Source organism: Planktothricoides raciborskii GIHE-MW2 (assembly GCF_040564635.1).
Classification (GTDB): Bacteria; Cyanobacteriota; Cyanobacteriia; order Cyanobacteriales; family Laspinemataceae; genus Planktothricoides; species Planktothricoides raciborskii.
The window spans coordinates 7,030,743-7,056,926 of the sequence record NZ_CP159837.1 but is presented as its reverse complement, the minus strand read 5'-3'; the positions used below and the strand labels follow the sequence as shown (position 1 = coordinate 7,056,926).

General features: G+C 43.8%; 20 protein-coding genes. 13 read left to right on the top strand and 7 right to left on the bottom strand.

Annotated elements, in window-relative coordinates:
• The first annotated feature begins 202 nt into the window (after positions 1–202).
• The 7 genes from topA (at position 203) to ABWT76_RS30000 (ending at position 7,085) form a co-directional block, all read left to right on the top strand.
• Complete coding sequence (topA, locus tag ABWT76_RS30030) at positions 203–2,866, top strand: type I DNA topoisomerase (RefSeq protein ID WP_354635404.1); 2,664 nt, start codon at positions 203–205, stop codon at positions 2,864–2,866.
• Positions 2,867–3,221: 355 nt separating this feature from the next.
• Positions 3,222–3,392: a chlorophyll a/b-binding protein gene (locus ABWT76_RS30025; RefSeq protein ID WP_156332111.1), complete on the top strand. Its 171-nt coding sequence runs from the start codon at positions 3,222–3,224 to the stop codon at positions 3,390–3,392.
• 98 nt (positions 3,393–3,490) lie between these two features.
• On the top strand, positions 3,491–3,631 hold the full coding sequence (locus ABWT76_RS30020; protein WP_156332112.1) for a hypothetical protein: 141 nt from the start codon (positions 3,491–3,493) through the stop codon (positions 3,629–3,631).
• Between the two features lie 411 nt (positions 3,632–4,042).
• A complete protein-coding gene (locus ABWT76_RS30015) occupies positions 4,043–4,342 on the top strand; it encodes a hypothetical protein (protein ID WP_054470068.1) in 300 nt (99 codons plus the stop codon).
• A gap of 99 nt (positions 4,343–4,441) precedes the next feature.
• On the top strand, positions 4,442–4,882 hold the full coding sequence (locus ABWT76_RS30010; protein ID WP_054470069.1) for a heavy metal-responsive transcriptional regulator: 441 nt from the start codon (positions 4,442–4,444) through the stop codon (positions 4,880–4,882).
• Positions 4,879–5,973, top strand: coding sequence for a WD40 repeat domain-containing protein (locus tag ABWT76_RS30005; protein ID WP_054470070.1), 1,095 nt, complete (start codon positions 4,879–4,881; stop codon positions 5,971–5,973). The genes ABWT76_RS30010 and ABWT76_RS30005 overlap by 4 nt, the downstream gene beginning before the upstream one ends.
• A gap of 173 nt (positions 5,974–6,146) precedes the next feature.
• On the top strand, positions 6,147–7,085 hold the full coding sequence (locus ABWT76_RS30000) for an exopolyphosphatase (protein WP_054470071.1): 939 nt from the start codon (positions 6,147–6,149) through the stop codon (positions 7,083–7,085).
• Positions 7,086–7,204: 119 nt separating this feature from the next.
• Here the strand turns inward: ABWT76_RS30000 and ABWT76_RS29995 are convergent, their stop codons facing one another.
• On the bottom strand, positions 7,205–7,522 hold the full coding sequence (locus tag ABWT76_RS29995) for a hypothetical protein (protein ID WP_054470072.1): 318 nt from the start codon (positions 7,520–7,522) through the stop codon (positions 7,205–7,207).
• 385 nt (positions 7,523–7,907) lie between these two features.
• Here ABWT76_RS29995 and ABWT76_RS29990 point away from each other — a divergent pair, with 385 nt between their 5' ends.
• The 5 genes from ABWT76_RS29990 (at position 7,908) to ABWT76_RS29970 (ending at position 18,424) form a co-directional block, all read left to right on the top strand.
• Entirely contained in the window at positions 7,908–10,778 is a 2,871-nt protein-coding gene (locus ABWT76_RS29990) for an S-layer family protein (protein ID WP_354635402.1), read from the top strand.
• A 238-nt stretch (positions 10,779–11,016) separates the two neighbouring features.
• Positions 11,017–13,764: a CHAT domain-containing protein gene (locus ABWT76_RS29985; protein WP_354635401.1), complete on the top strand. Its 2,748-nt coding sequence runs from the start codon at positions 11,017–11,019 to the stop codon at positions 13,762–13,764.
• Between the two features lie 932 nt (positions 13,765–14,696).
• Positions 14,697–15,494, top strand: coding sequence for a DUF928 domain-containing protein (locus ABWT76_RS29980; protein WP_054470157.1), 798 nt, complete (start codon positions 14,697–14,699; stop codon positions 15,492–15,494).
• Between the two features lie 304 nt (positions 15,495–15,798).
• Positions 15,799–15,957 (top strand): hypothetical protein, encoded by a 159-nt coding sequence (locus ABWT76_RS29975; RefSeq protein WP_156332118.1) that lies wholly within the window; start codon positions 15,799–15,801, stop codon positions 15,955–15,957.
• The gene (locus tag ABWT76_RS29970) at positions 15,923–18,424 is read left to right on the top strand and encodes a CHASE2 domain-containing protein (protein ID WP_054470156.1); all 2,502 of its coding nucleotides are present in this window, start codon (positions 15,923–15,925) and stop codon (positions 18,422–18,424) included. Before ABWT76_RS29975 ends, ABWT76_RS29970 begins: the two co-directional genes overlap by 35 nt.
• Before the next feature lie 167 nt (positions 18,425–18,591).
• Here ABWT76_RS29970 and ABWT76_RS29965 read toward each other — a convergent pair whose 3' ends face one another.
• The 6 genes from ABWT76_RS29965 to ABWT76_RS29940 form a co-directional block, all read right to left on the bottom strand.
• On the bottom strand, positions 18,592–18,930 hold the full coding sequence (locus tag ABWT76_RS29965; RefSeq protein ID WP_054470154.1) for a multidrug efflux SMR transporter: 339 nt from the start codon (positions 18,928–18,930) through the stop codon (positions 18,592–18,594).
• A 9-nt stretch (positions 18,931–18,939) separates the two neighbouring features.
• Complete coding sequence (locus tag ABWT76_RS29960; protein ID WP_054470151.1) at positions 18,940–19,476, bottom strand: YqeG family HAD IIIA-type phosphatase; 537 nt, start codon at positions 19,474–19,476, stop codon at positions 18,940–18,942.
• A 44-nt stretch (positions 19,477–19,520) separates the two neighbouring features.
• The gene (locus ABWT76_RS29955) at positions 19,521–20,447 is read right to left on the bottom strand and encodes a decaprenyl-phosphate phosphoribosyltransferase (RefSeq protein ID WP_054470149.1); all 927 of its coding nucleotides are present in this window, start codon (positions 20,445–20,447) and stop codon (positions 19,521–19,523) included.
• Between the two features lie 82 nt (positions 20,448–20,529).
• Positions 20,530–21,165 carry a bifunctional 2-polyprenyl-6-hydroxyphenol methylase/3-demethylubiquinol 3-O-methyltransferase UbiG gene (locus tag ABWT76_RS29950; RefSeq protein WP_190879505.1) on the bottom strand — a complete coding sequence of 212 codons (636 nt, stop codon included), beginning with the start codon at positions 21,163–21,165 and terminating at the stop codon, positions 20,530–20,532.
• 544 nt (positions 21,166–21,709) lie between these two features.
• On the bottom strand, positions 21,710–22,255 hold the full coding sequence (locus ABWT76_RS29945; protein ID WP_190883041.1) for a hypothetical protein: 546 nt from the start codon (positions 22,253–22,255) through the stop codon (positions 21,710–21,712).
• A gap of 663 nt (positions 22,256–22,918) precedes the next feature.
• Positions 22,919–24,133 (bottom strand): glycosyltransferase family 39 protein, encoded by a 1,215-nt coding sequence (locus ABWT76_RS29940; RefSeq protein WP_190879501.1) that lies wholly within the window; start codon positions 24,131–24,133, stop codon positions 22,919–22,921.
• Positions 24,134–24,890: 757 nt separating this feature from the next.
• Between ABWT76_RS29940 and ABWT76_RS29935 the strand changes: the two genes are divergently transcribed.
• The gene (locus tag ABWT76_RS29935; RefSeq protein WP_190879499.1) at positions 24,891–26,114 is read left to right on the top strand and encodes a DNA double-strand break repair nuclease NurA; all 1,224 of its coding nucleotides are present in this window, start codon (positions 24,891–24,893) and stop codon (positions 26,112–26,114) included.
• Positions 26,115–26,184 lie beyond the last annotated feature (70 nt).

Here is a 26,184-nt window from a genome sequence, read left to right as displayed (position 1 = left end):
TAATCTTCAACGGTCAAGCGTGGATAAATTAAGTTAGGGTGTAGTTCGTGGTCAAGACAAATCGATATATATAAGTAATAGGAAGAGGCAAACCCGCCATCGTCAAAGCACTCATTCACTATGAATTTAACCTAGATGCCTGATCGGGCTTGTCGATTGTCGGTTTTACTAATATAGCTATTGTTCGCGAAAAAAAAGAGCCATGTCAAAGCTGGTCATTGTGGAATCTCCCACCAAAGCTCGTACCATTCGCAATTACCTCCCCTCGGATTATGTGGTGGAGGCTTCTATGGGGCACGTCCGGGATCTTCCCCAGTCCGCAAGCGAAATTCCCGCCTCAGTGAAAGGTCAACCCTGGGCAGCGCTTGGGGTGAATGTGGATGGTGATTTTGAACCCATTTATGTGGTTCCCAAAGACAAAAAGAAAATCGTCAAAGAACTCAAAGAAGCCCTCAAAGGTGCGTCAGAATTGATTCTGGCCACGGACGAAGACCGAGAAGGAGAGAGTATTAGCTGGCATTTACTCCAGCTACTCCAGCCGAAAGTCCCGGTCAAGCGAATGGTGTTTCACGAGATCACCCAAGAGGCTATCCGGGAAGCCCTGAAAAATTGTCGAGACATCGACGATCAACTGGTTCATGCTCAAGAAACCAGGCGCATTCTCGATCGCCTCGTGGGTTATACCCTCTCTCCGTTACTCTGGAAAAAAATTACCAGTGGCTTGTCCGCAGGCCGGGTGCAATCGGTATCGGTCCGGTTGCTGGTGGTGCGTGAACGGCAACGGTTGGCCTTTCGCCAGGGAACCTACTGGGACTTAAAAGCCAATATGGTGCAAGCAAATAGTCCGTTTGAGGCCAAGTTAATCAGCCTGAAAGGGACGAAACTTGCCACGGGTAGCGATTTTGATGAAGCGACCGGCCAAATTGCCGCAGGCCGTCAGGTGGTGCTGCTGAATGAACAGGAAGCTTTAGATTTGCAAGCCCGACTGAGCCAAAAGCCTTGGACGGTGATTAATGTGGAAGAACGACCGACGATCCGCAAGCCGTCGCCGCCGTTTACTACTTCTACCTTGCAACAAGAGGCCAACCGCAAACTCAGGCTTTCCGCCAGGGAAACCATGCGGACAGCCCAGAATTTATATGAGCAGGGTTATATTACTTATATGCGGACAGATTCCGTGCATCTATCGGAACAAGCGATCGCGGCTGCCCGCGATTGTGTCCAACAAAAATACGGTAAAGAATATCTCAGTCCTAAACCTCGGCAATACGCTACTAATACCAAAGGCGCCCAAGAAGCCCACGAAGCCATCCGTCCTGCGGGCAGCTATTTCCGCACTCCCCAGGAGACAGGGTTGAGCGATCGCGAACTGAAACTCTATGACTTAATTTGGAAGCGTACCGTAGCCTCTCAAATGGCCGATGCTCGCCAAACCTTTGTCACCGTTGATTTACAAGTTGATGACGCGGTATTTCGCGCCACGGGAAAACGGATTTCTTTTCCCGGCTTTTTGCGGGCTTATGTGGAAGGATCCGATGACCCGGATGCGGCGTTAGAAAATCAGGAAATCATTTTGCCCAGCCTGAAAGTGGGCGATCGCCCAGAGTGCCAAAACTTAGAGGCGATCGGGCATGAAACCCAGCCCCCCGCCCGTTACACCGAAGCCGCCCTGGTCAAAACCCTAGAAAGCGAAGGCATTGGTCGTCCCAGTACCTACGCCAGCATCATCGGCACCATCATCGACAGAGGCTATGCCCAACTGAAAAACAACGCCCTAGTCCCCACCTTCACCGCCTTTGCGGTGACAAATTTGCTGGAAAAATATTTTCCCGAATTAGTCGATACCAAATTCACCGCCCGCATGGAACAAACTCTAGACGAAATTTCTACCGGGCTGGCCGACTGGGTGCCCTACTTGCGGGAATTTTACTGTGGTGAACAGGGACTATCCACCCAAGTCAAACAACAAGAAGACCAGATAGAACCCCAAAGCGCTCGCACCGTCGAACTAGAAAGCATCAATGCCAAAGTCCGCATTGGTCGTTACGGGCCTTACATCGAGGCCGAAAATGGCGATGGCGTCGTCACCGCTTCACTGCCCCATGAATTAACCCCCGCTGACCTCAATCCTGAACAAATTGAGATATTGCTGCGGCAAAAAACCACCGGCCCCGAACAATTGGGCATTGACCCCACCACCGGCTTACCCGTCTATGTGATGCTGGGCAAGTATGGGCCTTATGTGCAACTTGGGGAAGCCAGTGAGGAAAACAAAAAACCCAAGCGCAGTTCTTTGCCCAAAGGTATGACTGTGGAAAACCTAACCCTGGAAGATGCCTTGAATTTACTGTCTCTCCCCCGACATCTGGGCGATCATCCGGAAACTGGCGCCAAAATTACAGCGGCATTGGGCAGATTTGGCCCTTATGTCGTTCACGACCAAGGAAAAGAAGGCAAAGATTATCGCTCCCTCAAAGCCGGAGATGATGTCTTAACCATTGACCTCAGCCGCGCTTTAGAACTCTTGGCGGAGCCAAAACGGAGTAAAAACAGCAAAACCAGCACCAGCAAAAAACCTTTGCGGGAACTGGGAGAACATCCTGCGGACGGGGAACCCGTGAATATCTATGACGGCTCTTATGGTGCCTATATCAACCACGGGAAAACCAATGTTTCTATCCCGAAAGATCAACCGATGGAAAATGTAACCCTGGCTCAAGCGGTGGAATTATTGGCCAGCAAGTTATTGGCCAGCAAGGGGGCAACCTCCAAAGCCAACAACGGTAAAGGTAAGAGCAAGTCCACCACCAAGTCCACCTCCAAGTCCACCTCCAAGTCCACCACCCGGAAGAAAGCATCGGGTTAGCGCTGGGGACTGTGGGGCCGCCATCGGCCGCCATCGGCCGCCATCGGTGTGGGGGGAAGAGAGAAAAGAGAATAGAGAAAAGAGAATAGAGAATTTTCCTATGCATCCTATGCATCCTATGCATCCTATGCATCCTATGCATCCTATGCATCCTATGCATCCTCTCTTCCCCTACACCCTACACCCTACACCCTACACCCTACACGACGGCGGCTTCCCCTGCACCCCTGCCCCCCCGCACCCCCACTCCCTGCCCTTCTTTTGGTCAAAAGTAGTTGACGTTGGCCACCTGGTATTTACAATGGATTACAGGAAAACGTAAAGATTTGTAAATTTATCAAATTATCAAAGCACCATGACACAACCCCAACCCACTACCACTCCCAAATTGGCCGATCCAAAATTTGGCTTTAACGATTATGCCGAACGCTTGAACGGTCGAGCGGCGATGATTGGCTTTGTTTTGACTGTAGTCATCGAGTATCTGACAGGTCAAGGTGTCCTGTCTTGGCTGGGTTTAAACTAATTGCCGGATAGATTAGATTCAGGAGAAGGGTCTGCCTTCTCCTGGTCGAATGCCTCAGCCAGAAACCTGTAGATTCTCTTTTGAGTCTTGAGGATGTGATGACAGGAAACAGCAAAAGCTTATTGCCGGGGATATGGGAGGCGATCGCCTCCCATCAAATCCGCTTTTGCCAGAAATTAAAAACCTTTGCTTGTATGCTAATGCCGATAATTCCTGGAACATCAGTCACGGAAATGTAAATTAAATATTATTGCTCGATTATTGCTCGAAAGATTAAAATGCTCCCCGGAGAGTCTTTACCTACTCCTTCTGGTCATAACGCTATGATTTCGTTAATTACCGGAAAAAGTTCTGCTAAGATTAAAGGGATCGCGCAAAAACTTTGCTCAGAATCCCTGAAGTATATGTAGCAAATCCAGAAATATGCCGATAAGATTTGTTTCGGTTCCATTCCCCAGTCAATCTTGACCGTGAGCCAATGGAACCCCAGAATAGCAGAACTCCCTTGTTTAAGGATTCTGGACAGTCTGCCAAGAAAACCATCAACCGTTTAGGTTTCTATTCCAGGATAAATCAATTAAGAATTTATTCCTGATGACCAGAAACCGAATTTATCAATTTAGAAAGAAATAGGAAGGCGAAAGTCTGTGATGAACGCTGCTTTGTTTAGATTTATTAAGTCAGCCTACCGTCAAGAGCCCCTCTCTAGTTTTATTGTTACGGTGGGGGCGGTAGATGCCGTGATTGGTGGAGTGGAAAATAGCGGGTCTTTATTTGGTTTTGGCTTGAGTCTCGTCGGGTTAGCGCTATTTTTACGCTTATGGCAAATTCTCCGCAATGAGCCGGAAGAAATCCCAGAAGAAGTGCCAGAACGTTATCTGCCACCGAGTTCTTCTCGACCGCAAATGCCGATGTTAATGGCGCAGAAAAAACATCCACCCAATTTTTAGTTTCCGCCGAGTTTAATCCCAAGCAATCAACCAAGTAATTTCTCGTGATGGGCGTGAGGAAGCTGGAAAATTGACCAATGAACTGCACGTTAATCCCCGATGTTAAGAATCCCCGATGTTGAGCGCTTAAAGCGTTTAAAAATTGGCGAAGTGGCCAATCAAAGTGGTTTGCCAGTAAAAACTATTCGTTATTACGAAGAAATTGGCTTACTCGCACCAACGGTCAAACGCTCGGCAACGGGCTATCGTTTGTTTGACCACCATGTGCTCAATCGTTTGGCTTTTATTAAGCGATCGCAATCTTTTGGGTTAAGCTTGAATGACATTAAAGCAATTTTAAATATTCACGACCAAGGTCAGTTGCCTTGCGGGGAAGTTAAACAACTGGTGCAGCAAAAGTTAGCAGAAATTACTGACCAAATCGAAGCCTTAGAAACCTTACGCGGCGAACTCCAAGGCTTGCTGTCCGGTTGGCAAGACCTTCCCAGTGCTGACCGCATCGCCCGGACAATTTGCCCTAATATTCAATCAAACGAATGACACAGCACCCGAAGAAGAAAACCAGAAGCGGACGCAACAGACTCATTCTGTTTTCTTTTTCTTTGTTTTGTACTTTAATCCCCATCTACTTGGGTCAACTTCCTTTGTATGCTTCCCCCCCTCAGACATTGACTCAGGAATCGGCTTGGGGGAATATCCAGCTAGTCAGAACTCTGGAAAGTCGCCATAAAACGGCGGTTGAGTCGTTGGTGTTTACTCCCAATGGCGAAATGTTAATCAGTGGTGGGGGTCGCAATGATCCGATTATTCATTTGTGGACTGTGCGAAATGGCAAACATCGGGGACAGTTGAAAGGACATCAAGCGAGGGTTTTGTCAATGGCGATCGCCCCCGATGGTAAAACCTTAGTCAGTGGGGGGGAAGACTCCCTGATTAATCTCTGGGATTTGGAAAAACGTCAGTTAATCCGCACTTTTGCTTCCCATTCGTCTCATGTGATGGCTTTGGCGATTACTCCCAATGGCCAAAATTTAATTAGTGGGGGGTTAGATGGGCTGAAAATCTGGAATCTTCAGCAACAGGTATTTATTGAAACTTTATTACGGCTGAATCCGATTTACTCCGTGGCGGTTGATCCTCGCGGCAGGCTGTTAGTTACTGGGGGCAAAAACGGCGAAATTACTCTTTGGGATGCCCAACCAGACTGCACCGAGACTCTGGGCTGTTTTGTTCCCCGTGCAAATCCCCATGAAGGCAGTTTTAAAGGACATACGGATGCGATTAGTGCGCTGGCATTTACTCCCAATGGCGAATATTTAGTCAGTGGTAGTTATGACCAAGGCATCAAATTGTGGCAGATGGATACTGGGGAAATGAGGTCTTTGGGAGAGCATCTTGGCCCGATTCATACTTTGGCGATCTCTCCTGATGGTAACACCCTCGCCAGTGCTAGTCGGGATGGGCTGAAACTCTGGAATTTGCGATCGGGTGAACTGTTGCACCGAATTTCTCCCACGGTGGATGCGGTGCAAGCGGTGGCTTTTAGTCCTGATGGCACCATGCTGGCTACTGGGGGCGACAATAACACGATTCAAATTTGGCGGTGGAGTTCCGGGACTCCCTCTAACTAACTAGGCTGCTCAACAGAGAGGAGAGAGGAGAGAGGAGAGAGGAGAGAGCAACATGATCTTGTTGCAGGTTTGAGTCGCGATCGGATCGGAATTGGCGCGATCGCCCTGGACATATCAGAATACATGAGTTTCAATAGAAGTTAAATTCGGCCTGATAGCCAAGAGGTTTTTCTATGTCTACGAATGACAGAAAATATCGATTAGTCACTCGGAGTGACTTTGATGGTCTAGTTTGTGCGGTTCTCTTAAAAGAACTAGACATGATTGATGACATTAAATTTGTTCATCCTAAAGATATGCAGGATGGAAAAATTGAAGTCACGGATCGGGATATTACCACTAACTTACCTTATTTAGAAGGCGTCCATTTAGCCTTCGACCACCACGCCAGTGAAACCATTAGAAACGAACAAATCCAAGATAATCACATTATCGAACCCAATGCCCCTTCAGCGGCCAGAGTCGTTTACAACTATTATGGCGGTAAAGAAACTTTTCCGAGTATTTCTGATGAAATGATGGAGGCCGTTGATAAATCCGATTCGGCTAAATTTGAAAAACATGAAGTTTTAGACCCAGAAAATTGGGTGCTTTTGAACTTTATTATGGATGCCCGAACCGGATTAGGTCGATTTAAGAATTTCCGGATTTCTAACTATCAATTAATGATGGAGTTAATCGAATATTGCAAAAATCATAGCATTCAGCAAATTTTATCACTACCTGACGTTAAAGAACGCATAGAACTTTATTTTGAGCAATCCGTGCCTTTTAAAGAACAATTAAAAAGATGCTCAAAAGTTTATAAAAATTTAGTAATTTTAGATTTAAGAAATGAGGAGGTCATTTATGCGGGAAACCGCTTTATGATTTATGCGCTATATCCTCAGTGCAATATTTCCATCCATCTGATGTGGGGATTAAAACAGCAAAATACCGTGTTTGCCGTTGGCAAGTCAATTTTTAACCGATCTTCCAACACAAATATCGGGAAATTAATGCTGAAATATGGCGGCGGTGGTCATGCCAATGCGGGAACTTGCCAAGTGGATAATGACCAAGCGGAAGAGGTGAAGGAAGAGTTGATTCGGCAAATTAACGCCGATGGTTAATTGGTGAATTCGGTGTAATATTCAGCCTAGGAAAATTACGGGTTTCTTCTCATCAAAAACCCGTAATTTTCCTAGTTTAATTGAATGATTTGATTTCAGGTATGACATCTAACAAAAGTCTAAGCGATCGCGAGTTCAGCTTCGACTTTGACTCGTTGAAAAAACTTTGGTTGGGGTATATTTTGGGGTGATTTGGCTACGACGAGCATGGAGTCAGAAGATCGCACTACCAGCTTGCCTTCTTGGAGTGATTCTCGCAATTCTCGTCCGGTTTTCCAAGCCCGATATTTGACGGCGCCCCAGCGAGGGTTAGCTGGGTATCCGGCGAAACCAGACCTTAGGGCCGCTTGGTTGGTAGAGGCGATCGCGGTCTGAACTTTCACCCCTGCTGCTAAATCAACCACCATAATTTTGGGATTTTGGTTTGTTTTGAACATTAGCGTTACCCCCTTTAGTTTTTCCGATAGTTTTTCCGATGAAAATTCTGCTTAATCGAGCAGCAAATTTAAGCTTAAACACTCTATATAGGGGATCGCTCCCCCTCGCGAAATCCCGATTTAGGATTTCGGCGTCAGTTTTATCATGCAAATTAGTTGAAGTAATATGACAAAACATTACAGGAATTAGCAATTCTTTGCAAGAGGTTTACGGATCATATTTTTGGCCTTTTTTTGGTCTTACGGCTTTTTTGCCAGGAAATTTTTTGGCATACTACAGGCAAGCATTGGTTGATTGTTATTGGTTATTGGTTATTTGACCAGAGTCAAAATCACAAATAACCAATAACAGTAAAAAAATAACGAATGATAAATAATAAATAATATGTTAGGTAAATCCCCAATACCCTGGACTGTCACTCTGTGTTCTTACTGCTTTGGCTATGCGATCGCGCCATCAATTGCCCAAGGTCAGATTATTCCCGATCGCACCTTACCGATTAATTCCGTGGTCAATACGGATGGCAATCTGCAAACAATTACCGGGGGAACCGCTGCCGGGGCTAATCTATTTCATAGTTTTCAGGAATTTTCTTTGCCGACTGGGGGCGAGGTATTTTTTAACCATGCTTCAGAGATTAGCCATATTTTCACTCGCGTCACTGGTGGCAATATTTCTAATATTGATGGCTTAATTCGCGCCAATGGGACAGCAAATCTATTTTTCCTTAACCCGAATGGGATTGTATTTGGGCCAAATGCTCAGTTAAATATTGGCGGTTCGTTTTTTGCCAGTAGTGCCGAAAGTTTGGTGATGGCGGATGGTAGTTTGTTTAGTGCTACCAATCCCCAAGCCCAGCCATTGCTCACAGTTAATCTGCCAGTGGGCTTACAGTTTGGTGACAATCCCGGCGCCATTGTTAACCAGTCTCAGGTGACAGATAATCAAGGAAACGCGATCGGTCTGGCAACACAACCAGGGCAAAGTTTGGCATTAATTGGCGGTAGCTTGCTTTTGGATGGGGGAAAACTGACCAGTCCCCAAGGACAAATTTACCTCGGTAGTGTCGGCAGTAATGCCAGAGTGAGTTTATCTGGTCCTGATCGTGGCTTTGCCCCAGGATATTGGGGAGTGGAGAATTTCGGCGATATTCAATTGACCCAAAATGCCGTGGTGAATGCCAGTGGGAATGGTGGTGGCGCGATCGCAGTCCGGGGTGGGAATATCACTTTGACCAATGGCTCCAGTATTCTGTCTAATACCCTGGGCAGTGAAAACGGCGGCAATATTACCGTTGATGCTAATCAATTTGTCCTCAATAATGGCGCCTTTATTTCTGCATCCACCTTTGGCAGTGGACACGGCGGCAACCTCACCATCCGCGCTACAGACCAGATTAACCTCAGTGGCACCCAACGATTAGTCATCTCCGAACAGGTGTTAGCCGGAACCTTTGACCCCCTGAATATTAATAGTGGTTTATATACGTTGACTGCCAGCAATGGGATGGCAGGGGATCTGACTCTGGAGACTAACCAGTTAATCGTCAACAATGGCATCGGCATCTTGGCTTCGACCTTTGGCCCCGGTAACGGCGGCAATTTGGCAATTAAGGCTGATTTTATTGATATCACTGGCGGCTCCCTGGTGATGGCTGGGACTGCGGGCACCGGCAGCGCCCAGGATTTGACCATTGATACGCGGCAATTGAGACTCCAGGATGGCTCGGTGATTTCCAGTACCACCTTTGGCCCCGGTCAGGGAGGCAATGCGATTGTCAACGCTGCGGAGCAAGTGGAAATAGTTGGTGCGCCGATTAATTTTTTGGGCAGAACCTTTGGGGTCAGTCGCTTAATTACTTATCTGCCTACGAATATTCTCAGTGGCAGTGTCGGTCGCGAGGAAAGCGGGACTGGGAATGCCGGTGATTTAATTATTAATACTGGCCGGTTAATTGTCCGAGATGGTGGTTCTCTCTCCGCTGCCAGTACCAGTGCGGGAAAAGGGGGGACAATGTTGATTAATGCTTCGGAGTCAGTGGCAGTCCTCGGAGTCTCTGGGGATGGCCTGTTGGCCAGTTCTTTATTAGCCTCGTCTAGTGGTCCAAGTAGTGTGGCCGGTGACATTGTGATTAATACCGGGAAACTGTTTGTCCGCGATGGCGGAACGATCGCCGCTGGGACTTTTTTTGGCCCTGGGGCTGGGGGCAGCGTGACGGTGAATGCTTCCGAGTTGGTCGGAGTTACTGGTCGTCGGACTGGGACGTTGATTCCTAGTGGGATATCGGCGTCTTCGGGCTTGGCCGGATCGCCAATTCCTGCCACGGGAGCGGGGGGCGACGTGAGCATTGTTACGGATAAGTTAATTGTCAGTGATGGGGCAAAACTGGCGGTGAGCAGTGTGAGTCTGGGTGATGCGGGAAATCTGGAAGTAGTGGCTCGCGAAATCGAGGTTGCCAATACCGGGGAAATTACTGGGGCTACCAGTTCCGGTCAGGGTGGCAATATTCGCTTGCAAACTCAGGATTTGTGGTTGCGGGAAGGGGGCAATATTAATACGAATGCGGCAAATACCGACGGTGGGAATATTGCGATCGCAACAGAAAATTTAGTAGCCCTGGAAAATAGCGATATTACGGCGAATGCCTTGGCCGGTCGTGGGGGTCAGGTAAGAATTAATGCTCAAGGGATTTTTGGCACCCAATTTCGCAACAGTGAAACGCCCTTGAGCGATATTACGGCCTCTTCTGAACTTGGCCCCCAGTTTAGTGGCACCGTGGATATTAGTACCCCAGATATTGATGCGGCTGCTGGGTTGCTGGAGTTGGCGAAAAGTCCCGTTGATGTAGCCCGCTTGATTGACCGTAATTTCTGTGCGGTGAACAGTGGCAGTCAATTTACGGTGTCAGGTCGTGGCGGTTTGCCCCGTTCTCCCAATGAGGTGATTCACTCGGCTGTGGTGCTGGACGATTTACGGTTTTTTGGCGATCATAGCAATGGGCAGCCAGAATCACAGATTCGCAGTTTTGCCCAAAAGCCGCCCAAAAGCCAAAGATATTCAGCCACTTCTCTTTTGCCATCTGTTTTGCCATTAGAGTTGCCCATAGTGGAGGCTCAGGGCTGGCTGGTGGCCGCTGATGGCACGGTGGTTTTGGTGGCGCGTGAAGCGAAGCTATCGCGTCAGAGCGAATCGCCTCATGTGACTCTCTCAGGGTCTGGGTTGCCGGTGTTGGATTGTAGAGGTGCTGGGAAGTAGAATGTAGGGGCTTTCGCATTCGGGCAATAATTTCTGGGAAAAACCCCAAATTTAATATCCGAATAGGGCGTTGTAGGGGCTTTCGCATTCGGACAACAATTTATGCGAAAAACCCCAAATTTAATATCCGAATGCTTTGCCCTTATAGGGCGAAATATTGACTGTGATAATCAGGAATTAATCACCGAATGCTTTGCCCCTACAAGGAATTATCACAATAATATATCACAATAATATTATGAAGTTAATCAAATTAGTGATATTTGTTTTTGCATTTTTTTTAGGAATTTTATTAACGATAATTCCTCAGCTTTATTGGGTTAATCAGGCGCGAAGTCATTCCGTGGTTTTTCCCGAAAATTTTGCCGATGAAACCAGAGAAATTGGTTTTGCTGCTGGCGATTTGGTCAAAGAAGGCAGGAACTATTATGAGGCTGGGCAGTACAATCAGGCGGTAATTTTATGGCAAGAAGCCCTTAATAAATTTACGGCAGAGGGAAATTTGTTGCCACAAGCCCAAATCTTAAGTTTTCTGTCTTTGTCCTATCAAAGATTAGGGGATTATGCCGCCGCTAGTGAGGCGATCGCCCACAGTAAAGAAATTTTGCATTCCCTTGACGATCGGGAAAATAACGAAAATTTAGCCATCATTTTCGCCCAAATTTTCAATACCGAGGGCCGGTTACAATTTCAACAAGGAAATAGCGAGGCAGCTTGGGAAACTTGGCAAAAAGCAACGGCTGCTTATCGGCAAGCGGAGGATCGTTCCGGGATTATTTTTAGTCAAATTAATCAAGTCAGGGCGTTAGAATCTTTGGGGTTATATCGGCGAGCCCTGAAACTTTTAGAAGAGATTAAACTGAGCCTGAATGAACAAACAGATCCGGCTTTAAAATCATCGGTTTTATTGGCTTTGGCTGATTTACTGAGAGAAACTGGGTCTGTGGAGCAATCTAATCTTTTGTTACAGGAAGCATTGGCGATCGCCCATCCTACCATTTCCCCGATTCAAAAAAGTGAAATTTTGATGAGTTTGGGAAATAATGCGAGAACTTTGAATAATCTCTCTGCGGCTTTAGATTTTTATCAACAAGCGGAAACCCTGGCGGAAAGAAATGGGGCTGAACTGCTGAAAATTCAAATCCAACTAAATCACATCGGTCTATTAGTGGAAAATGCTGATTGGCAAAAAGCAGAGATTTTGGCGCAAAATATCCCCGCACCTTTAAGCAATTTACCGGACAGTCGTCCAGCAATTTATGCTCAGGTCAATTTGGCTAATAATTTAGTATGTTTGGCGCAAAAAAATACAAATTGCTTACATAAAAATACTCACTATGTGGGAGAATATGGTCAATTTTTTAGCCCCATTAATCCGCATACGAAACAACAGATAGAGCATCCTATTCAGTTATTAGACACGGCGGTGCAATCTGCCCGAAATTTGGCAGATTACCGCGCTGAATCTTATGCTTTGGGAAGTTTGGGGGCAATTTATGAAGAACTAAATCAACAAAAGTTAGCTCAAGAATATACTGAGTTAGGGTTAAATATTGCCCAGTCCCTTCAATTATCGGATATTGCCTATGAATGGCAATGGCAATTAGGCCGTTTGTTAACGTATCAAGGTCGTATTTCCGAGGCGATCGCGGCTTACACTGAAGCCGTCAAAACCTTACAATCTTTACGCAGTGATTTAGTAGCCACTAACCAAGAAATTCAGTTTTCTTTTCGGGAAACTGTCGAACCACTTTATCGGCAGCTTGTAGAATTATTAATCCAACCGACCACTGATGCGGCAGGAGGAATTGCCAGTAAAGAAATTTCTCAAGAAAACCTCAAACAAGCCCGTGAAACTATTGAAGCATTGCAACTGGCAGAACTGGACAATTTCTTTCGGGATGCTTGTTTAGATGCCAAACCCCAACAAGTCGATCAAGTCGATCCGAATTCAGCGGTGATTTACCCGATTATTTTACCCAACGAGTTAGCAGTGATTTTATCTATTCCCGGACAACCTTTAAGCTATTATCAAACCAAACTTGCTCAAGGGAAAGTAGAAAGCACTCTGCTGGAATTACAAAAATCACTCAATCCGGCTTTTTCGAGCAAGCAACGATTGACTTTATCTGAACAAGTTTATGACTGGCTGATTCGTCCGGCAGAATTGCAGTTAGCAGAAAATAGCGTGAATACACTGGTGTTTGTCCTTGACGGAATGTTGCGAAATTTGCCAATGGCTGCCCTATATGATGGGCAAAAGTATTTAGTAGAAAAATACGGTATTGCCCTAACTCCAGGGTTGCAATTGCTGGAACCTTCGCCGTTACAACCGGAGAAGCTAAAAATTTTAGCTGGCGGTTTGACCGAAGCCCGTCAAGGATTTCCGGCGTTGCCTGGGGTTGAGTCCGAATTACAGGAAATTTCCCATAAAATCCAGGGAGAAAATTTGCTGGATCAAGAGTTTACCAAAGTCAATTTACTCAAGCAACTCGATCGCTTGGATTTTCCTGTTGTTCACCTGGCGACTCATGGTCAGTTTAGTTCTAATCCCGAACAGACTTTTATCCTTACTTGGGACGATAAGCTGAAGGTTAAAGATTTTGAGAATCTATTAAAAAATCGCTCAACTGCTGCCACGACTCCCATTGAGTTATTGGTTCTCAGTGCTTGTCAAACCGCTGCGGGGGATCAACGGGCGGCTTTGGGTTTGGCTGGGGTGGCAGTGCGATCGGGGGCTCGCACGACTTTGGCAACTCTCTGGTCGGTGAATGACCAGTCAACGGCGAATTTGGTGGCTGAGTTTTATCGTTCTTTGCTCGGAACGCAAGATGCTGTGACTCCGGGCAATGATTCGGTGGGGGCTTCCGGGAGGATTACCAAAGCTGAGGCTTTGCGCCAAGCTCAGTTAAAGTTGCTGAATGATTCAGCGTATCAGCATCCTTATTATTGGGCTCCGTTTGTGCTGGTGGGCAATTGGTTGTAGCCGCAGCCGCAACTTTATCTCTAGGGTGGGCAAAGCCCACTCTATTGCAGGGGTGCAAGGGCAAAGCATGACCGCAGTTAAATTATTGCTTAAAATATTAATTTAACTGCGGTCATGCTTTGCCCCTACGAAAATTTACAGCAAGGGCAAAGCATTCCGGTAAATAAATTGTCGTTTGGATATTAATTTAACTGCGGTCATGCTTTGCCCCTACGAAAATTTACAGCAAGGGCAAAGCATTCCGGTAAATAAATTGTCGTTTGGATATTGGTTTAACTGCGGTCATGCTTTGCCCCTAAGAATGGCAATGTGAAGGTGGCAAATTGCTACTTTCTCCGGTTTTTGGCAGTGAGTGACGACCGATTACGGTGATGGTTAAGTTGGCTGCTACGTTTAGAGGAGCAAAAATTTTACAAGTATTAATGATTGTGGTCAGCACCGCGATCGCTCTAAGCGTCAACCCCTGGGCTACTTGTTAAGGATTTGGGCTTTTTGCTGCGGTTTTGGTTGCTGGTGATTGAGAATCCTGTGGAAATTCTCTGACTTGGGTCAGGAAAGAAATGTCCGGGAAATTACGCAGCAGTGTTGTAGAAACAACGGAGGATTTTACAAAAACTTTACAAAAACTTCATAAAACCTCCTGAAGAATACGCAAATATGACACTAATCTCAGGGGGGCAGGGCATTTGTAGATCGGATTATGTTTTTTCGCCTAAATGTAAACCTACAGTATAATAAGTATAATATCTGGGGCAATATGGGACAAAAATATTCTGATCGCTTCCAGAGGTATGAACCGGGCTGAAATGGAGAAGTTCGGATCTATGTGATGAGAAGATTGGCGAAATCCTGGGGCTGAGTTAATATTTTTTAGTTGTATAAGCGTCAATATTGAAACAGATTAGTCACAGTTTTGCAGAGGTTTTGAGCTTATGGCTGTAAATCAATCTCTAATTTCTCTAGCAGGCTTTTCTCTAGCCAGTTTTTCATTAACTACGCTTCTGGGTGGTTTGCCAGCCCAGGGACAGATGAGTTCTGGAGGGGCGATCGAACCTCAAATTACCGCAGGGGTGACGTTTGAACCCCCTGGAGACGAAACCTTGAAAAATTCACAAGGGGGAGCGACTCGCGATAGTGGTTATTGTCCTATTGATAGTTCTACTGATAGTGTGAACTCGGCTCGGTCGGTGGTGCCTTTGATGCCCAAGAATCGTGCGGACGGTTTGACGGTGAGCGATCGCCCCGCCTTTTTTATGTATGTGTCTTCCGGTTCTGCGGAACAAATCTTTTTTACCCTGAAAGACCAGAACGAAGATTATTATTACCAGAAAACGGTGTCCGTCCCTGAAGGTGCCAGTATTGTTAGCGTTCAGCTTCCAGAGGATGCCCCACCCTTGGAAGTGGGAAAAAATTATCAGTGGACTTTTGTGGTGGCTTGCCAAATGCCAGTGCGACCGGATAGCCCAATTGTGACTGGTTGGGTGACGCGGGTTACTCCTGACTCGGTGGGTCTGAATCTAAATTCTACCCGCCATCGGGTTAACGCCACTCCGTCCCTAGAAATGGCCCAGTTATATGGATCGGCTGGGGTTTGGTTTGATGCGCTGACCACTTTAGCCCTGTTGCGCGATCAAGAACCAGAAAACTATACGGCGGTCTGGAAGGAGTTTCTAGCTTCTGTGGGCTTGGAGGCGATCGCCTCTGAACCACTGATGCTCGATCAAAATTAGCCTTCGGGAATTAAAAATTTAGGGATCATTTAGGGATCATAAGGATCATGGTGATTCTCCGATCGCTGATTGTGGCAAACTTATGGTTGCAATTTTTTGCAATGCTGGTTTTGGCAAATCCGACTTGTCCTTACACAGGCCGGATTTTTTATTGCGAAATCCTATAATCGAGTCCTTTGAGCCAAGATTTAATCAATAAGCGAATACATTTTCTCTGGCGGATCGCTCGTTAATCCTGATAGGCTAAATCATGGGTATGAATATTAAATTAACCTCAGATTAAAGGTTAAAACAAAGAAAGTGCATGAAAAGTCAATCAGGGCTATCTACAGAATCGCTTTCTGGCAATGATCCCTGGATCGCTGATGCCCTATTTTATCGGTTGTATCGGGAATTATGGGAAATTAATTCTGAAGTGGAGAGGATTTATGTTGCCTTGCCAAAAAATCAAGCGCCAAATTGATAAGTTATGGCAATGGCGGACCGTATTGATGGTGACTCCTACTGTAGCCGCTTTTGTGATGGCAGTGAATGCGACGGGATGGTTACAACCTTTGGAATTAGCCGCTTTGGATCTCTTGTTTTGTCTGCGTCCGCAGGAAGCACCGGATTCCCGAATTGTGATTGTCACCATTGATGAGCCGGATATTCGCTATGTGGGACAATGGCCGATGCCTGATGCTGTACTATCTGAATTAATTGAGAAGATTAAACAACAGCAACCCCGGGCGATCGGCCTTGATTTTTATCGAGATTTACCTGTTGAACCGGGCAATCAGCAATTAATGAAAACCTTTAAATCAACTCCCAATTTAATTGGGGTAGATAAAATTATTGGGGATGTGGTTGAACCCCCTCCAGTTTTAGCAGACCTGGATCAAGTTGGAATTGCTGATTTAATTTTGGATTTCGATGGCAAGGTGCGGCGGGTTTTAATGTCTCATAAAGATCGGCAAAATCAAACGCGGTTAAGCTTAGGGGCGAAGCTTAGTTTGATGTATTTGCAAGGAGAAGATATTGCTTTAGAGATGGTTGATGGGAAAAAGATGCATTTGGGCTTGGGCAAAGCTTTATTTATTCCATTTAGTGCTAATTATGGCGGCTATGTGGGCGCCAATCCGGGGGGATATCAAGTGATGCTCAATTATCGCGGCAATGTTGCAGATTTTTACACCGTTTCTCTGACGGATGTCCTGACTAATCAGATTCCTCCGGATTTAATTCTCGGTGAAAATAGTGAGTTTCCTCTGCGCGATCGCATCGTATTAATTGGCACAATAGCTCCCAGTATTAAAGATTTTTTCTTTACTCCCTATAATAGCAGTTTTTTGGATAATTCTGACCCGATGCCTGGAGTGTTTATCCATGCTAATTTAATCAGCCAAGTAATCAGCGCCGCTTTAGATGGGCGTCCATTAATTAAAGTGTGGAGTCAAGTTATTGAAAAAATCTGGATATTTTTCTGGTCTTTGATTGGCAGCAGTTTAGTTTTGCTTTTTCGCCGCAGTAGTCCGGTTAAAAAGCGGTTAACCTGTCGAGTGATTGTGAGTTTAATTTTAGCGGTAAGTAGTATTATCTTGATGGGATATGCTGCTTTTTTGAGAAGTTTATGGATTCCGATTGTTCGCCCTTTACTGTCTTTAACGGGTTCGGCGATCGCCATGATTGTTTATCATCAGCAACAGTTACACCGGGAAAATGAAAAAAGACTCGCCCAATTTTTAGAAGCGGTTCCGGTGGGTATTATTGTCGTTGATACCACAGGACATCCTTATTTTGCCAATCAAAAAGCTAAAGAAATTTTGGGCCAAGGAGTCATCTCTAATGCAACTTTTGAGCAACTTGCAGACGTTTATCAAAGTTATATTGCCGGAAGCGATCGCCTTTATCCTACAGAAAATTTGCCCCTGTTTCGAGCTTTGCAGGGAGAATCAACTAGCATTGATGATATGGAAGTGCATAGAAATAACCAGATTATTCCCCTGGAAGTTTGGGGAACTCCTATCTATGACGAACTAAGAAGTATAGCTTATGCGATCGTCGCTTTCCAGGATATTAGTGAACGAAAAAAAGCCGAGGCAGACCGCAAAGCCTTTACGGAACAACTTCTCAAATTAAATAAATCATACCAGCGTTTTGTCCCCCATCAATTTTTGCAAATTTTAAATAAAAATAGCATTATTGATGTGGAATTGGGGGAAGCAGTACAGAAGAAAATGACCACCTTATTTTCTGATATTCGGGATTTTACCAGCTTATCAGAAAATCTTTCCCCTGAAGAAAACTTTCAATTTATCAATGCTTATTTATCCTGCATGGAACCGGCCATAAATCAAAATAATGGCTTTATTGATAAATACATTGGCGATGGGATTATGGCATTATTTCCTGGCTCCCCTGATGATGCGGTCAAGGCGGGAATTGCCATGTTACAACAACTCAAAATTTATAATCAAAAACAGCCCATTGGCACAAAACCAATCCGCATTGGCATTGGCATTAATACCGGATCAATGATGTTAGGAACGGTTGGCGGCATCAACCGCATGGATAGTACCGTAATTAGCGATGCGGTCAACTTAGGTTCACGAGTCGAAACTTTGACAAAAACTTATGGGGGGTCTCTGTTAATTACCCAATATACTTTATTAGAGTTAGCCGATCCAAGTTTATATCATATTCGCTTAATCGATCGCGTCACAGTTAAGGGAAAATCCCAGCCTGTCACGGTTTATGAAGTTTTTGATGGGGATGCACCAGAAGTTATCCAAGGCAAATTAGCCACCCGCACGGAATTTGAAAAAGCTATCTTACTTTATCACCTGGGTTCTTATGATGAAGCCGAGGATTTATTCAAAAAATGTCTTCATATCGCTCCATTAGATGTAACCATTAACTTTTATATAAATCGAATTAAAAGTCATCAATAGTTGCCCAAGGTAGCATAGCAATTTATCTGTATTCCCAATCATAAGGATTAGCAATAATGTAGCCAAATTTGCCATATTATGATAATTTACATTAATTTTTGGGATTTTTTTGCTATTATATACTATGTTGATGGGCGAATTAATTTTGTGCTTTAATTTGTCAAAAATTACCAAATTTTGCCCAAGGATATTGCCGAAATACCCCCGATCATTAAACCAACTCCCATCCATTGGATAAACGTTACTTTTTCCTGGAGAAAAAACATTCCTGATATGGTCGTGGCAATCAAGGTTAATCCAATCACCGTGGGATAGGCAACGGATAAATTAAACTTACCGAGAACCAGAATATAAAAAACTGTACCGATCGCATACAGCCCCAGTCCACCAATTAAATAAAGATTCAAGGGATTTTGACCCGTTCCCATTTTTAAGAGAACTTGACCGCCAGTATTCAGTCCAACGGCCAGCAGGATAAACAGGCTAAAAATTAAATTATTTACCATGAGACAACTCTAATTATTTTCAATATTTTCATACATTGGATCCATTTGCCAAAGTTCATAGTTTGATGGATATGGTTTTTGGACCCATTTACCGATTAATTTTTCCCACCAGCGAGGTGGGTGAGGCAGACTGGCTACTTGAATCCTCGGACAACCGACTATCCATGCACCGATTATATCCGTATGCAGGCTATCTCCGATGACTAAAACTTGCTTTGCTTTTAGCTGCATTTGGGCGAAGGCTTTCAAAAAAGCAAAAGGAAAGGGCTTTCTGGCCGGACTAATGGCTGGAATATCCAGCCTTGCCGACCAGCTTTTGACTCGATAACGCCGTTTACCATTGGATAAGATAAAAAACTTAAGTCCTTGTAATTTAGCTTTCTGAATCCATGCTTCTGCGTCGGGAGATAAATAGCGATCGTCTTCGGAAACGATGGTATTATCTAAATCCAGGATAATCCCTTTGATGCCACGATCGATCAATAAATCAAGCTCAATGGCAGCCACTATCGGAGATGATTTTCGGGGAAACTGATTTTTCCTCATGGTTGATTTAATTGGTTTCTGCTTTCATGGGACGAGATCGACAACTATGTGATGATTCCCTGGCGGTTTAAATACATAATGATAAAAGTGGTCATTACCCAACTCAAAACTGTTAATCTAATCGGGAAGTCTTTTAATAACACTTCTTCCGGTCGCTCGGTTTCCCCACCTGTTTCAGCTTCATTTTTATCGATACTAGAAATTTCTCTAGGGTCACTGAGTAATTGATAACGAAACATCCCATAGAGGACAAAGGGTAATGTTAACATCATCCAAGGGGTTGATGCTCCCTTGACAATCGGGCCAGCGCTCCAAATCGCATAGGTAATAATCGCTCCATTGGTGACGACGCTTTCCATGCGTAGCAACAAATTTAAGGAATAACGTCGCAATACAGCCCTGGTTTTTCCGCCTTTTATTTTGAGTAATCGTAGTTCGGCTTTGCGCTTTTCTATGCCTAAAAATAACGCCAGCATCGCGGTACATAACATAAACCAAGGAGATAAAACAATTCCCGTGGCTGCTGCCCCGGCACAAGCACGCAGGACAAACCCAGCAGCGATCGCCATGACATCAAGAATTACTGTGTGTTTTAGCTTGAGGTTGTAGGCAATTTGCAGGATGGCGTAGGATAAGATGGTTGCGCCCAATAAAGGCGATCGCAGCCAGCCCAAGATTAAGGCACCTCCTAACAGAATCGCTGCCATGGCGATCGCTACGGGAATCTTGACTAAACCAGCCGCAATGGGGCGATTACATTTTACGGGATGGCGCCGGTCTGCTTCTACATCGGCAATATCATTGAGTAAATAGAAACTACTCGATGCGCCACAAAACAACGCCAGTGCGAGCAAGCTACCCAGGAGGGATTGCTGATTAATACTAAACGCAAACAGTGGAGCGGCAAAAACGATCAGATTTTTTGTCCATTGTCTTGGTCGTAGCGCCTTTAAATATGCTGCAATTTTCATCTTAATTTATTTTGAAAGCATCAATTGTATTCATCTATTAAATCAATATAATTTTGCTAACTATTACCGTAATTTGCCCCTTTTATTCTTTTTCGCATAAGAGCAAATAATGAGCGTATAGGGGATGTTTAAACTTGGTTGATAATTGCACGGTAAAGCCCATTTTCTCTATCTTTTTTGTCAAATTATTAGCGCCAATAAAATGCAATTTGTCAAACTTGGTCATTAACTTATCGTGAACCAAGTTCCAGTAATATTTAAACGCGGGGCGATCGTCCATATCTTTAATCACCAGTTTGCCGCCTTGGGGCAGAATATTATGGATGGTTTTAATTAACTCATCTTGCTGTTCATAAGTCACATGATGCAGCAAATCCATCAGAATTATACAGTCAATGCGATCGACATTGGCCACATCACTTTCTGCGAGTAAATTTTTCTCAAAAAATTTGACATTGGGGATATGTTGGGAAATTGTTTGAGCGATTCTCACTCTTTTGCCATTTAATTCGCTGCCGATTACATGGCGATTTTGGCCGGTTTGGGCTAGGTAAATATCCAAAAGACCATAACCGCATCCCACATCCACAATATTTCCCGATGTTGGGACAAATTTAGCAATTTCCTCAAGGGGTAAGATCAGAATTCTGAGGTAATTGTAAAAACGAGGCAGGATTAGGGGGTAGCTATTGATAATAGAGATTAGTTGTTGATTCATTTTGCAGGCTCCTCAAATATACCGTTTATCTACAAACGTTCACCGTTCAATGTATTAGCGATTTTCGATTTTTATGCCATATATCCGGTATTAATCATTAGATATTTTTATTTTATCATTCCGATCAAAGTTACAGCGATTTGATAGCAATAGCAAAAAATTGATATCAAATAGATAGGTAAAGAGATGTATAGAAAGAATAAGTCTTTTTACAAATATAGTACGACCCCGATAAATGCGTCTAAGCTTATTTACTCTTCCATAATCTAGCGAATCATAAATAATCTGTTAATCAACTCTTTTAAAAACCGATAAATTATAATTTTCGACTAACTTATCCCCAAAATCTTTTTTAAACATGAGAAAACTTTGCTTATTCGGCTTTATACCTTCATCTAACTCTACCCAATTACCTCCTATTTTTTCTTTGATATTGTTAAATTGTGATGATGGAGCAATTGCAATAGTAATTTGTTTTTTTTCTTCATCGGATATTACCTTTAAATATGAAGGTAGAAAAGTAACTTTTGCTATATTCTTGACACTATAATAAGCAGCGTAATCGCAATAGACTCCATCCTGTTTTGATACATATTTTACTTACCACTAAATTTTCAATTCTTTCATAGTCTCTATCATTCCAATAATTAACGGCTGATGCTATTTGCAAAGGCCATCCAACCATACAAGTTAATAACAGTGATATTAAGATTAAAATAGATATTTGATTTTTTAATCGAAACTTCATTATTTCCATAGAAGAACAAACTACAACAGATAACGGAATATAAACCATCCAGGAATAATAAGTAGGAAAACGTCCGAATATTAGCATAATTATTGGCACAAATAAACCAGCTAATATACCAAATATTATTGGAGAATTACCTTGAATATAACTTTTTATTATCTGATCAATAATGATCAACAAAGCCGCTATATAAAGAAAAGGAAGGCTAGGATCCTTTGGCAAATTACCTGAAGTCACACTCTTTAAACTATTCACTGAGCTAATGAAATCATCTAAAACTCCATTCAGATAGTAGAAACACAATAAAATCATTAATCCTATTATAATACCAAATCCCATAAAGCAGGCTTCTTTGACAAAGGATTTTCTCAAAAATATAAGTAAGAGAAAACAAATGATTACAGCAAATAAACATACCTGTAGACCAGAGGGAACAATCAGGATACCAATTAACATTAGGAAAAAATAACGTAGCTTTGAGAGTGAGACTGAATAAACGAAGAGCGCAGATATACCAAGCATTATACCGAGACAATCATATCGTCCACTTCTATAACAGAGACTTATACCGTACCCAGAAATAAAAATTATGATTAGGAAAATTCTGATCCAAGCTATGTTGACTAATCTTAGTCTTATAACTGCCAACCAAAGCATGATAGTCGATCCTATAATCAAAAAGTAGTTTAGAGATCGCACTGTTAGCAGGCTAAACCCAAACAATTTTACCCATAAGAAGAGTACAAGTGAATATAGAGGTAAATTTCCAGCCCACATTTCTTCCTTTGTTTGGATGAACCAAGCTGTCGATGTAAAACCATTTCCAAAATATAAGTTGATTGCTGGATCTGTAAACATTACTTCATCGAGCCATACTGTGGTAAAACGATCCACTGTGATCAAGTTAATCAATAAAAACAAGCCAAGTATGATCAGTAAGATGCTGAATTCATGTTTCAGTAGTTTCATTATTCTTTGTTACCTTCGATATTTTTACGCTTTTTAGTTATCTTGTTTGCCCAAGCAATAGACCACAGTGAATGCCGCTAATATAGCAATCATAGGGACACTGGGAAAATGATAACGATCTTGGGAAATAATTACTGCATGAACTCCAGCCAAGTAGCCCCATATTACCACGGTTGGATGGGTAAAAATTGTCAACCATCCATATTGTTTTCCTAAGATCAAAATCCCGATTAATCCCAGTCCTAAAGCGGGCAGCCAATATAATTGGTTAATAATCTTTAGGGGCAATAAAATGCCGGAACCATAACGAGATACTAAGCCTTTTTCATTCCAAGCCACGCCAATACTTTCCCGGCTATGGGTGTCAATTAGCCTGATGATGCAACGTTGAATAAATAGTAAAGGTTTCTCTTTGATATGCTCTCTAGCCAAAGACTTTAAGTATTGATTTTTTTGGGATTGATTCATTCCCTTTGTCTCTTCTGGCAAGTGCATATATCCGCCGTTAGAATTGGGATTGTTGCCCATCCATAATACGGCACCAGAATTGGTAGAAAGTAGGGTAAATTGTCCGAAAAGTTGGGTGTTGCGATACGACCAGGGGGCAATTATTATGGCCATGATCAGAAACATGACCAGGGTGGCTGTAACGGTTTTAAAGATTTCTCTGGTTTTGATGACGCGAAAAAATAATAGCAGAAAAGGAATTAATAATGCCGTGGGTCTGACATAGCAAGCTGCTGCCATAATCACTCCTACTCCAATGGCTCGCGATCGCAGAGTAAATTTTTCTTCCAGCCATAAACATAAAGCCGCCATCACCAAGGCTGTAAATAATAATTCACTGGCTAAGACGGTGGTAAACTGGATTTGGGCAGGCCAAAATGCTAGGATGAAGCCAGTTAAAATAGCAATTCGCTGACTAAACCACTTTTCGGCCAAATGCATGGAAACCCAGATGGTTCCTGCCGCCAGCAATAGGTTGAAAAGAATAATTGGCCAGTAAGTATGACCAAATATTTTGTAAAAGATCGCATATATAAATGAAGTTCCCGGAGGCCAAAAAGCAGTTAACTCGTTAACGCCCCAGCCAAAGCCGTTTCCTTTGGCCAAATTTTGGGCAAACACATCGTAAGCATTGCTATCGGATACGGGGACTACGGGAACCGCGATCGCCCATAATAGCCGCAGGAACAATCCAATTAATATAATTACTCGGTAGGGATTTTTTAACGGATTTTTTAACATATAAGTAATCCTGACATATTTCAATAAATTTAATTTGCCGATATGTCTAATAGGTGTTTGTGGAGCAGCGAAAATTCTTACGCCAGTCAATTTATCTCGTCTAATCAATCACTAGACTGGGAAAATCGCCTTTTTTAGAGCGGATAAATTTCCCGATCCATCAAACCTATCAATATGATATATCAGACAGACGGATAAAAAATCTGTTTTCTCCACTTATTTGATTTAGCTATCTATTGAAATCGATAATAAAATTCATTGATTTAGACTAGGCAAAACATTTTGAATAATATCTTCCATAGACACGCTCATAATCCACCATTTTCAACCATGAATTGATCGACTAAGATTTATTAATTTAACCATACCAGGAGTAAAAATTGGACTAAGTTAAATTGCTTAGTCTGAGCGAGGATCCCTAATGTCAAAAAAATCACAAAATTTACGATTTTTTTGGGGCGACCTAGAGCAAACAGGGCGCATATATGCCTCGTCGATTTTAACTGATTATTTTGGGATGGTGGGAGTTGTTTAAAAAACTTTACATATTGAAATAAGTCAGTGAAAGAAGCCGGTAAAAAATTGGTGCCTCTAGCTGCCCAAGATCGGAAAATGTCATCAGCCTGATGATCTAATCTGGAGAGTCATAAAACTACTTTGGAAGAAAAATATGGGGATAATGTATTGTAGATTCAGCTTTCTGGTCAGCGAAAAGAGCCACAATAGTCATAAAGTCTTGATGACTTGATCAAACATCATGCTAGATTTAACCCAATTAGCCAAGCAAATGCAGGGAATTAGTCAGCATTTGCAGAAGGAGGCGGAAGCATCCCGGCAACGGTTGGACGTTGCCCAAAAACTCTTGGATAAAGCCCAGTGGCGGCAGGCAGAGTTGATTAAACGCCGGGAAAGTTTGTGCGATCGCATGGTATTTTCCCCGCCCGTCCCCGTGGAACCCCTGCATATTCGTCCGGCGATCGCAGTCCCGCCAAAAGTGCATACAATTTTGGCCACCGATGGATCGCAAATTGCCCCCAGTCACCATGAAATTGCCTATTGTTATCTAATTAATATTGGGCGGGTGGTGTTGCACTATGGGGAAAGTCGTCATCCATTATTAGATAGTATTCCAGAAGTATTTTATCGCCCGGAAGATTTATATGTGTCGCGGCAATGGGGCATTAAAACTGAGGAATGGATGGGACACCGCCGAACGGCAGCAGAGGCAAAGGCTTTAGCAGAGTTGGCGACTGCGGTGAGAACTGGACTGAAACCAGAAAAAACCGAGATGCCTATGTTGGCAATGGTAGATGGTTCGCTGATTTATTGGGTGCTTGAACCGTTGCCCAATGATGCCCGCGACATTATTTTATCGATTATTTTTGCTGCTTGGGAGGAAATGCGCCGTTGCCGGGTGCCTTTGGTGGGCTATTTGAGTGCGTCTCGCAGTAGTGAGTCTTTGAGTTTTCTGCGGTTGCAAGCTTGTCCCTATCCAGAACCGGACTGTTATACTCATTGCCCGATCGCTCCGGATACGGTACATCGTGCTTATAACGATAAAACCCCTTGTCAAATTTTTGACCCGCTACGGGATACTACCTTTTGGGCTTCGGTGTTGCAACCAGGGCAACGCAGTCCCCTATGGCGTAGCAGGGCAAGAATTTTGGACTTGTACGGGGCAGAAAACGCGGTCTATTTTTGTTATGTCCATGTGGGGCCAGAAATTGCCCGGATCGATCTGCCTGCTTGGGTGGCAGAAGATGACGATATGCGCGAGTCGGCTTTTAGTCTGATATTGGCCCAGGTAAATAAAGGCTATGGCTATCCGGTGGCTTTGGCAGAAGCCCATAATCAGGCAGTGGTTCGGGGAGGCGATCGCGCCCGATTTTTTGCCCTGTTAGAACAGCTTATGATTAAAGCCGGGTTGCCCAATGTGAGCACTTCTTATAAAGAAGCCCGCAAACGGGGCTCTATTGCCTAGACTGAGAAACCGGGTTTCTTGCCCAAATCTGGGGATAGAGATGAGAAACCGGGTTTCTTGCCCAAATCTG

What these genes read in the sequence shown, in the direction of transcription:
- ABWT76_RS29950 (WP_190879505.1), bottom strand. Translation starts at nt 21,165, where the DNA reads ATGAATCAACAACTAATCTCTATTATCAATAGCTACCCCCTAATCCTG.
- ABWT76_RS30020 (WP_156332112.1), top strand. Translation starts at nt 3,491, where the DNA reads ATGACAGGAAACAGCAAAAGCTTATTGCCGGGGATATGGGAGGCGATC.
- ABWT76_RS29975 (WP_156332118.1), top strand. Translation starts at nt 15,799, where the DNA reads ATGAAAAGTCAATCAGGGCTATCTACAGAATCGCTTTCTGGCAATGAT.
- ABWT76_RS29935 (WP_190879499.1), top strand. Translation starts at nt 24,891, where the DNA reads ATGCTAGATTTAACCCAATTAGCCAAGCAAATGCAGGGAATTAGTCAG.
- ABWT76_RS29940 (WP_190879501.1), bottom strand. Translation starts at nt 24,133, where the DNA reads ATGTTAAAAAATCCGTTAAAAAATCCCTACCGAGTAATTATATTAATT.
- ABWT76_RS30025 (WP_156332111.1), top strand. Translation starts at nt 3,222, where the DNA reads ATGACACAACCCCAACCCACTACCACTCCCAAATTGGCCGATCCAAAA.
- ABWT76_RS29980 (WP_054470157.1), top strand. Translation starts at nt 14,697, where the DNA reads ATGGCTGTAAATCAATCTCTAATTTCTCTAGCAGGCTTTTCTCTAGCC.
- ABWT76_RS29970 (WP_054470156.1), top strand. Translation starts at nt 15,923, where the DNA reads ATGTTGCCTTGCCAAAAAATCAAGCGCCAAATTGATAAGTTATGGCAA.
- ABWT76_RS29955 (WP_054470149.1), bottom strand. Translation starts at nt 20,447, where the DNA reads ATGAAAATTGCAGCATATTTAAAGGCGCTACGACCAAGACAATGGACA.
- ABWT76_RS30010 (WP_054470069.1), top strand. Translation starts at nt 4,442, where the DNA reads ATGTTAAGAATCCCCGATGTTGAGCGCTTAAAGCGTTTAAAAATTGGC.
- ABWT76_RS29945 (WP_190883041.1), bottom strand. Translation starts at nt 22,255, where the DNA reads ATGGGATTTGGTATTATAATAGGATTAATGATTTTATTGTGTTTCTAC.
- ABWT76_RS29990 (WP_354635402.1), top strand. Translation starts at nt 7,908, where the DNA reads ATGTTAGGTAAATCCCCAATACCCTGGACTGTCACTCTGTGTTCTTAC.
- ABWT76_RS29995 (WP_054470072.1), bottom strand. Translation starts at nt 7,522, where the DNA reads ATGTTCAAAACAAACCAAAATCCCAAAATTATGGTGGTTGATTTAGCA.
- ABWT76_RS30005 (WP_054470070.1), top strand. Translation starts at nt 4,879, where the DNA reads ATGACACAGCACCCGAAGAAGAAAACCAGAAGCGGACGCAACAGACTC.
- topA (WP_354635404.1), top strand. Translation starts at nt 203, where the DNA reads ATGTCAAAGCTGGTCATTGTGGAATCTCCCACCAAAGCTCGTACCATT.
- ABWT76_RS30000 (WP_054470071.1), top strand. Translation starts at nt 6,147, where the DNA reads ATGTCTACGAATGACAGAAAATATCGATTAGTCACTCGGAGTGACTTT.
- ABWT76_RS30015 (WP_054470068.1), top strand. Translation starts at nt 4,043, where the DNA reads ATGAACGCTGCTTTGTTTAGATTTATTAAGTCAGCCTACCGTCAAGAG.
- ABWT76_RS29985 (WP_354635401.1), top strand. Translation starts at nt 11,017, where the DNA reads ATGAAGTTAATCAAATTAGTGATATTTGTTTTTGCATTTTTTTTAGGA.
- ABWT76_RS29965 (WP_054470154.1), bottom strand. Translation starts at nt 18,930, where the DNA reads ATGGTAAATAATTTAATTTTTAGCCTGTTTATCCTGCTGGCCGTTGGA.
- ABWT76_RS29960 (WP_054470151.1), bottom strand. Translation starts at nt 19,476, where the DNA reads ATGAGGAAAAATCAGTTTCCCCGAAAATCATCTCCGATAGTGGCTGCC.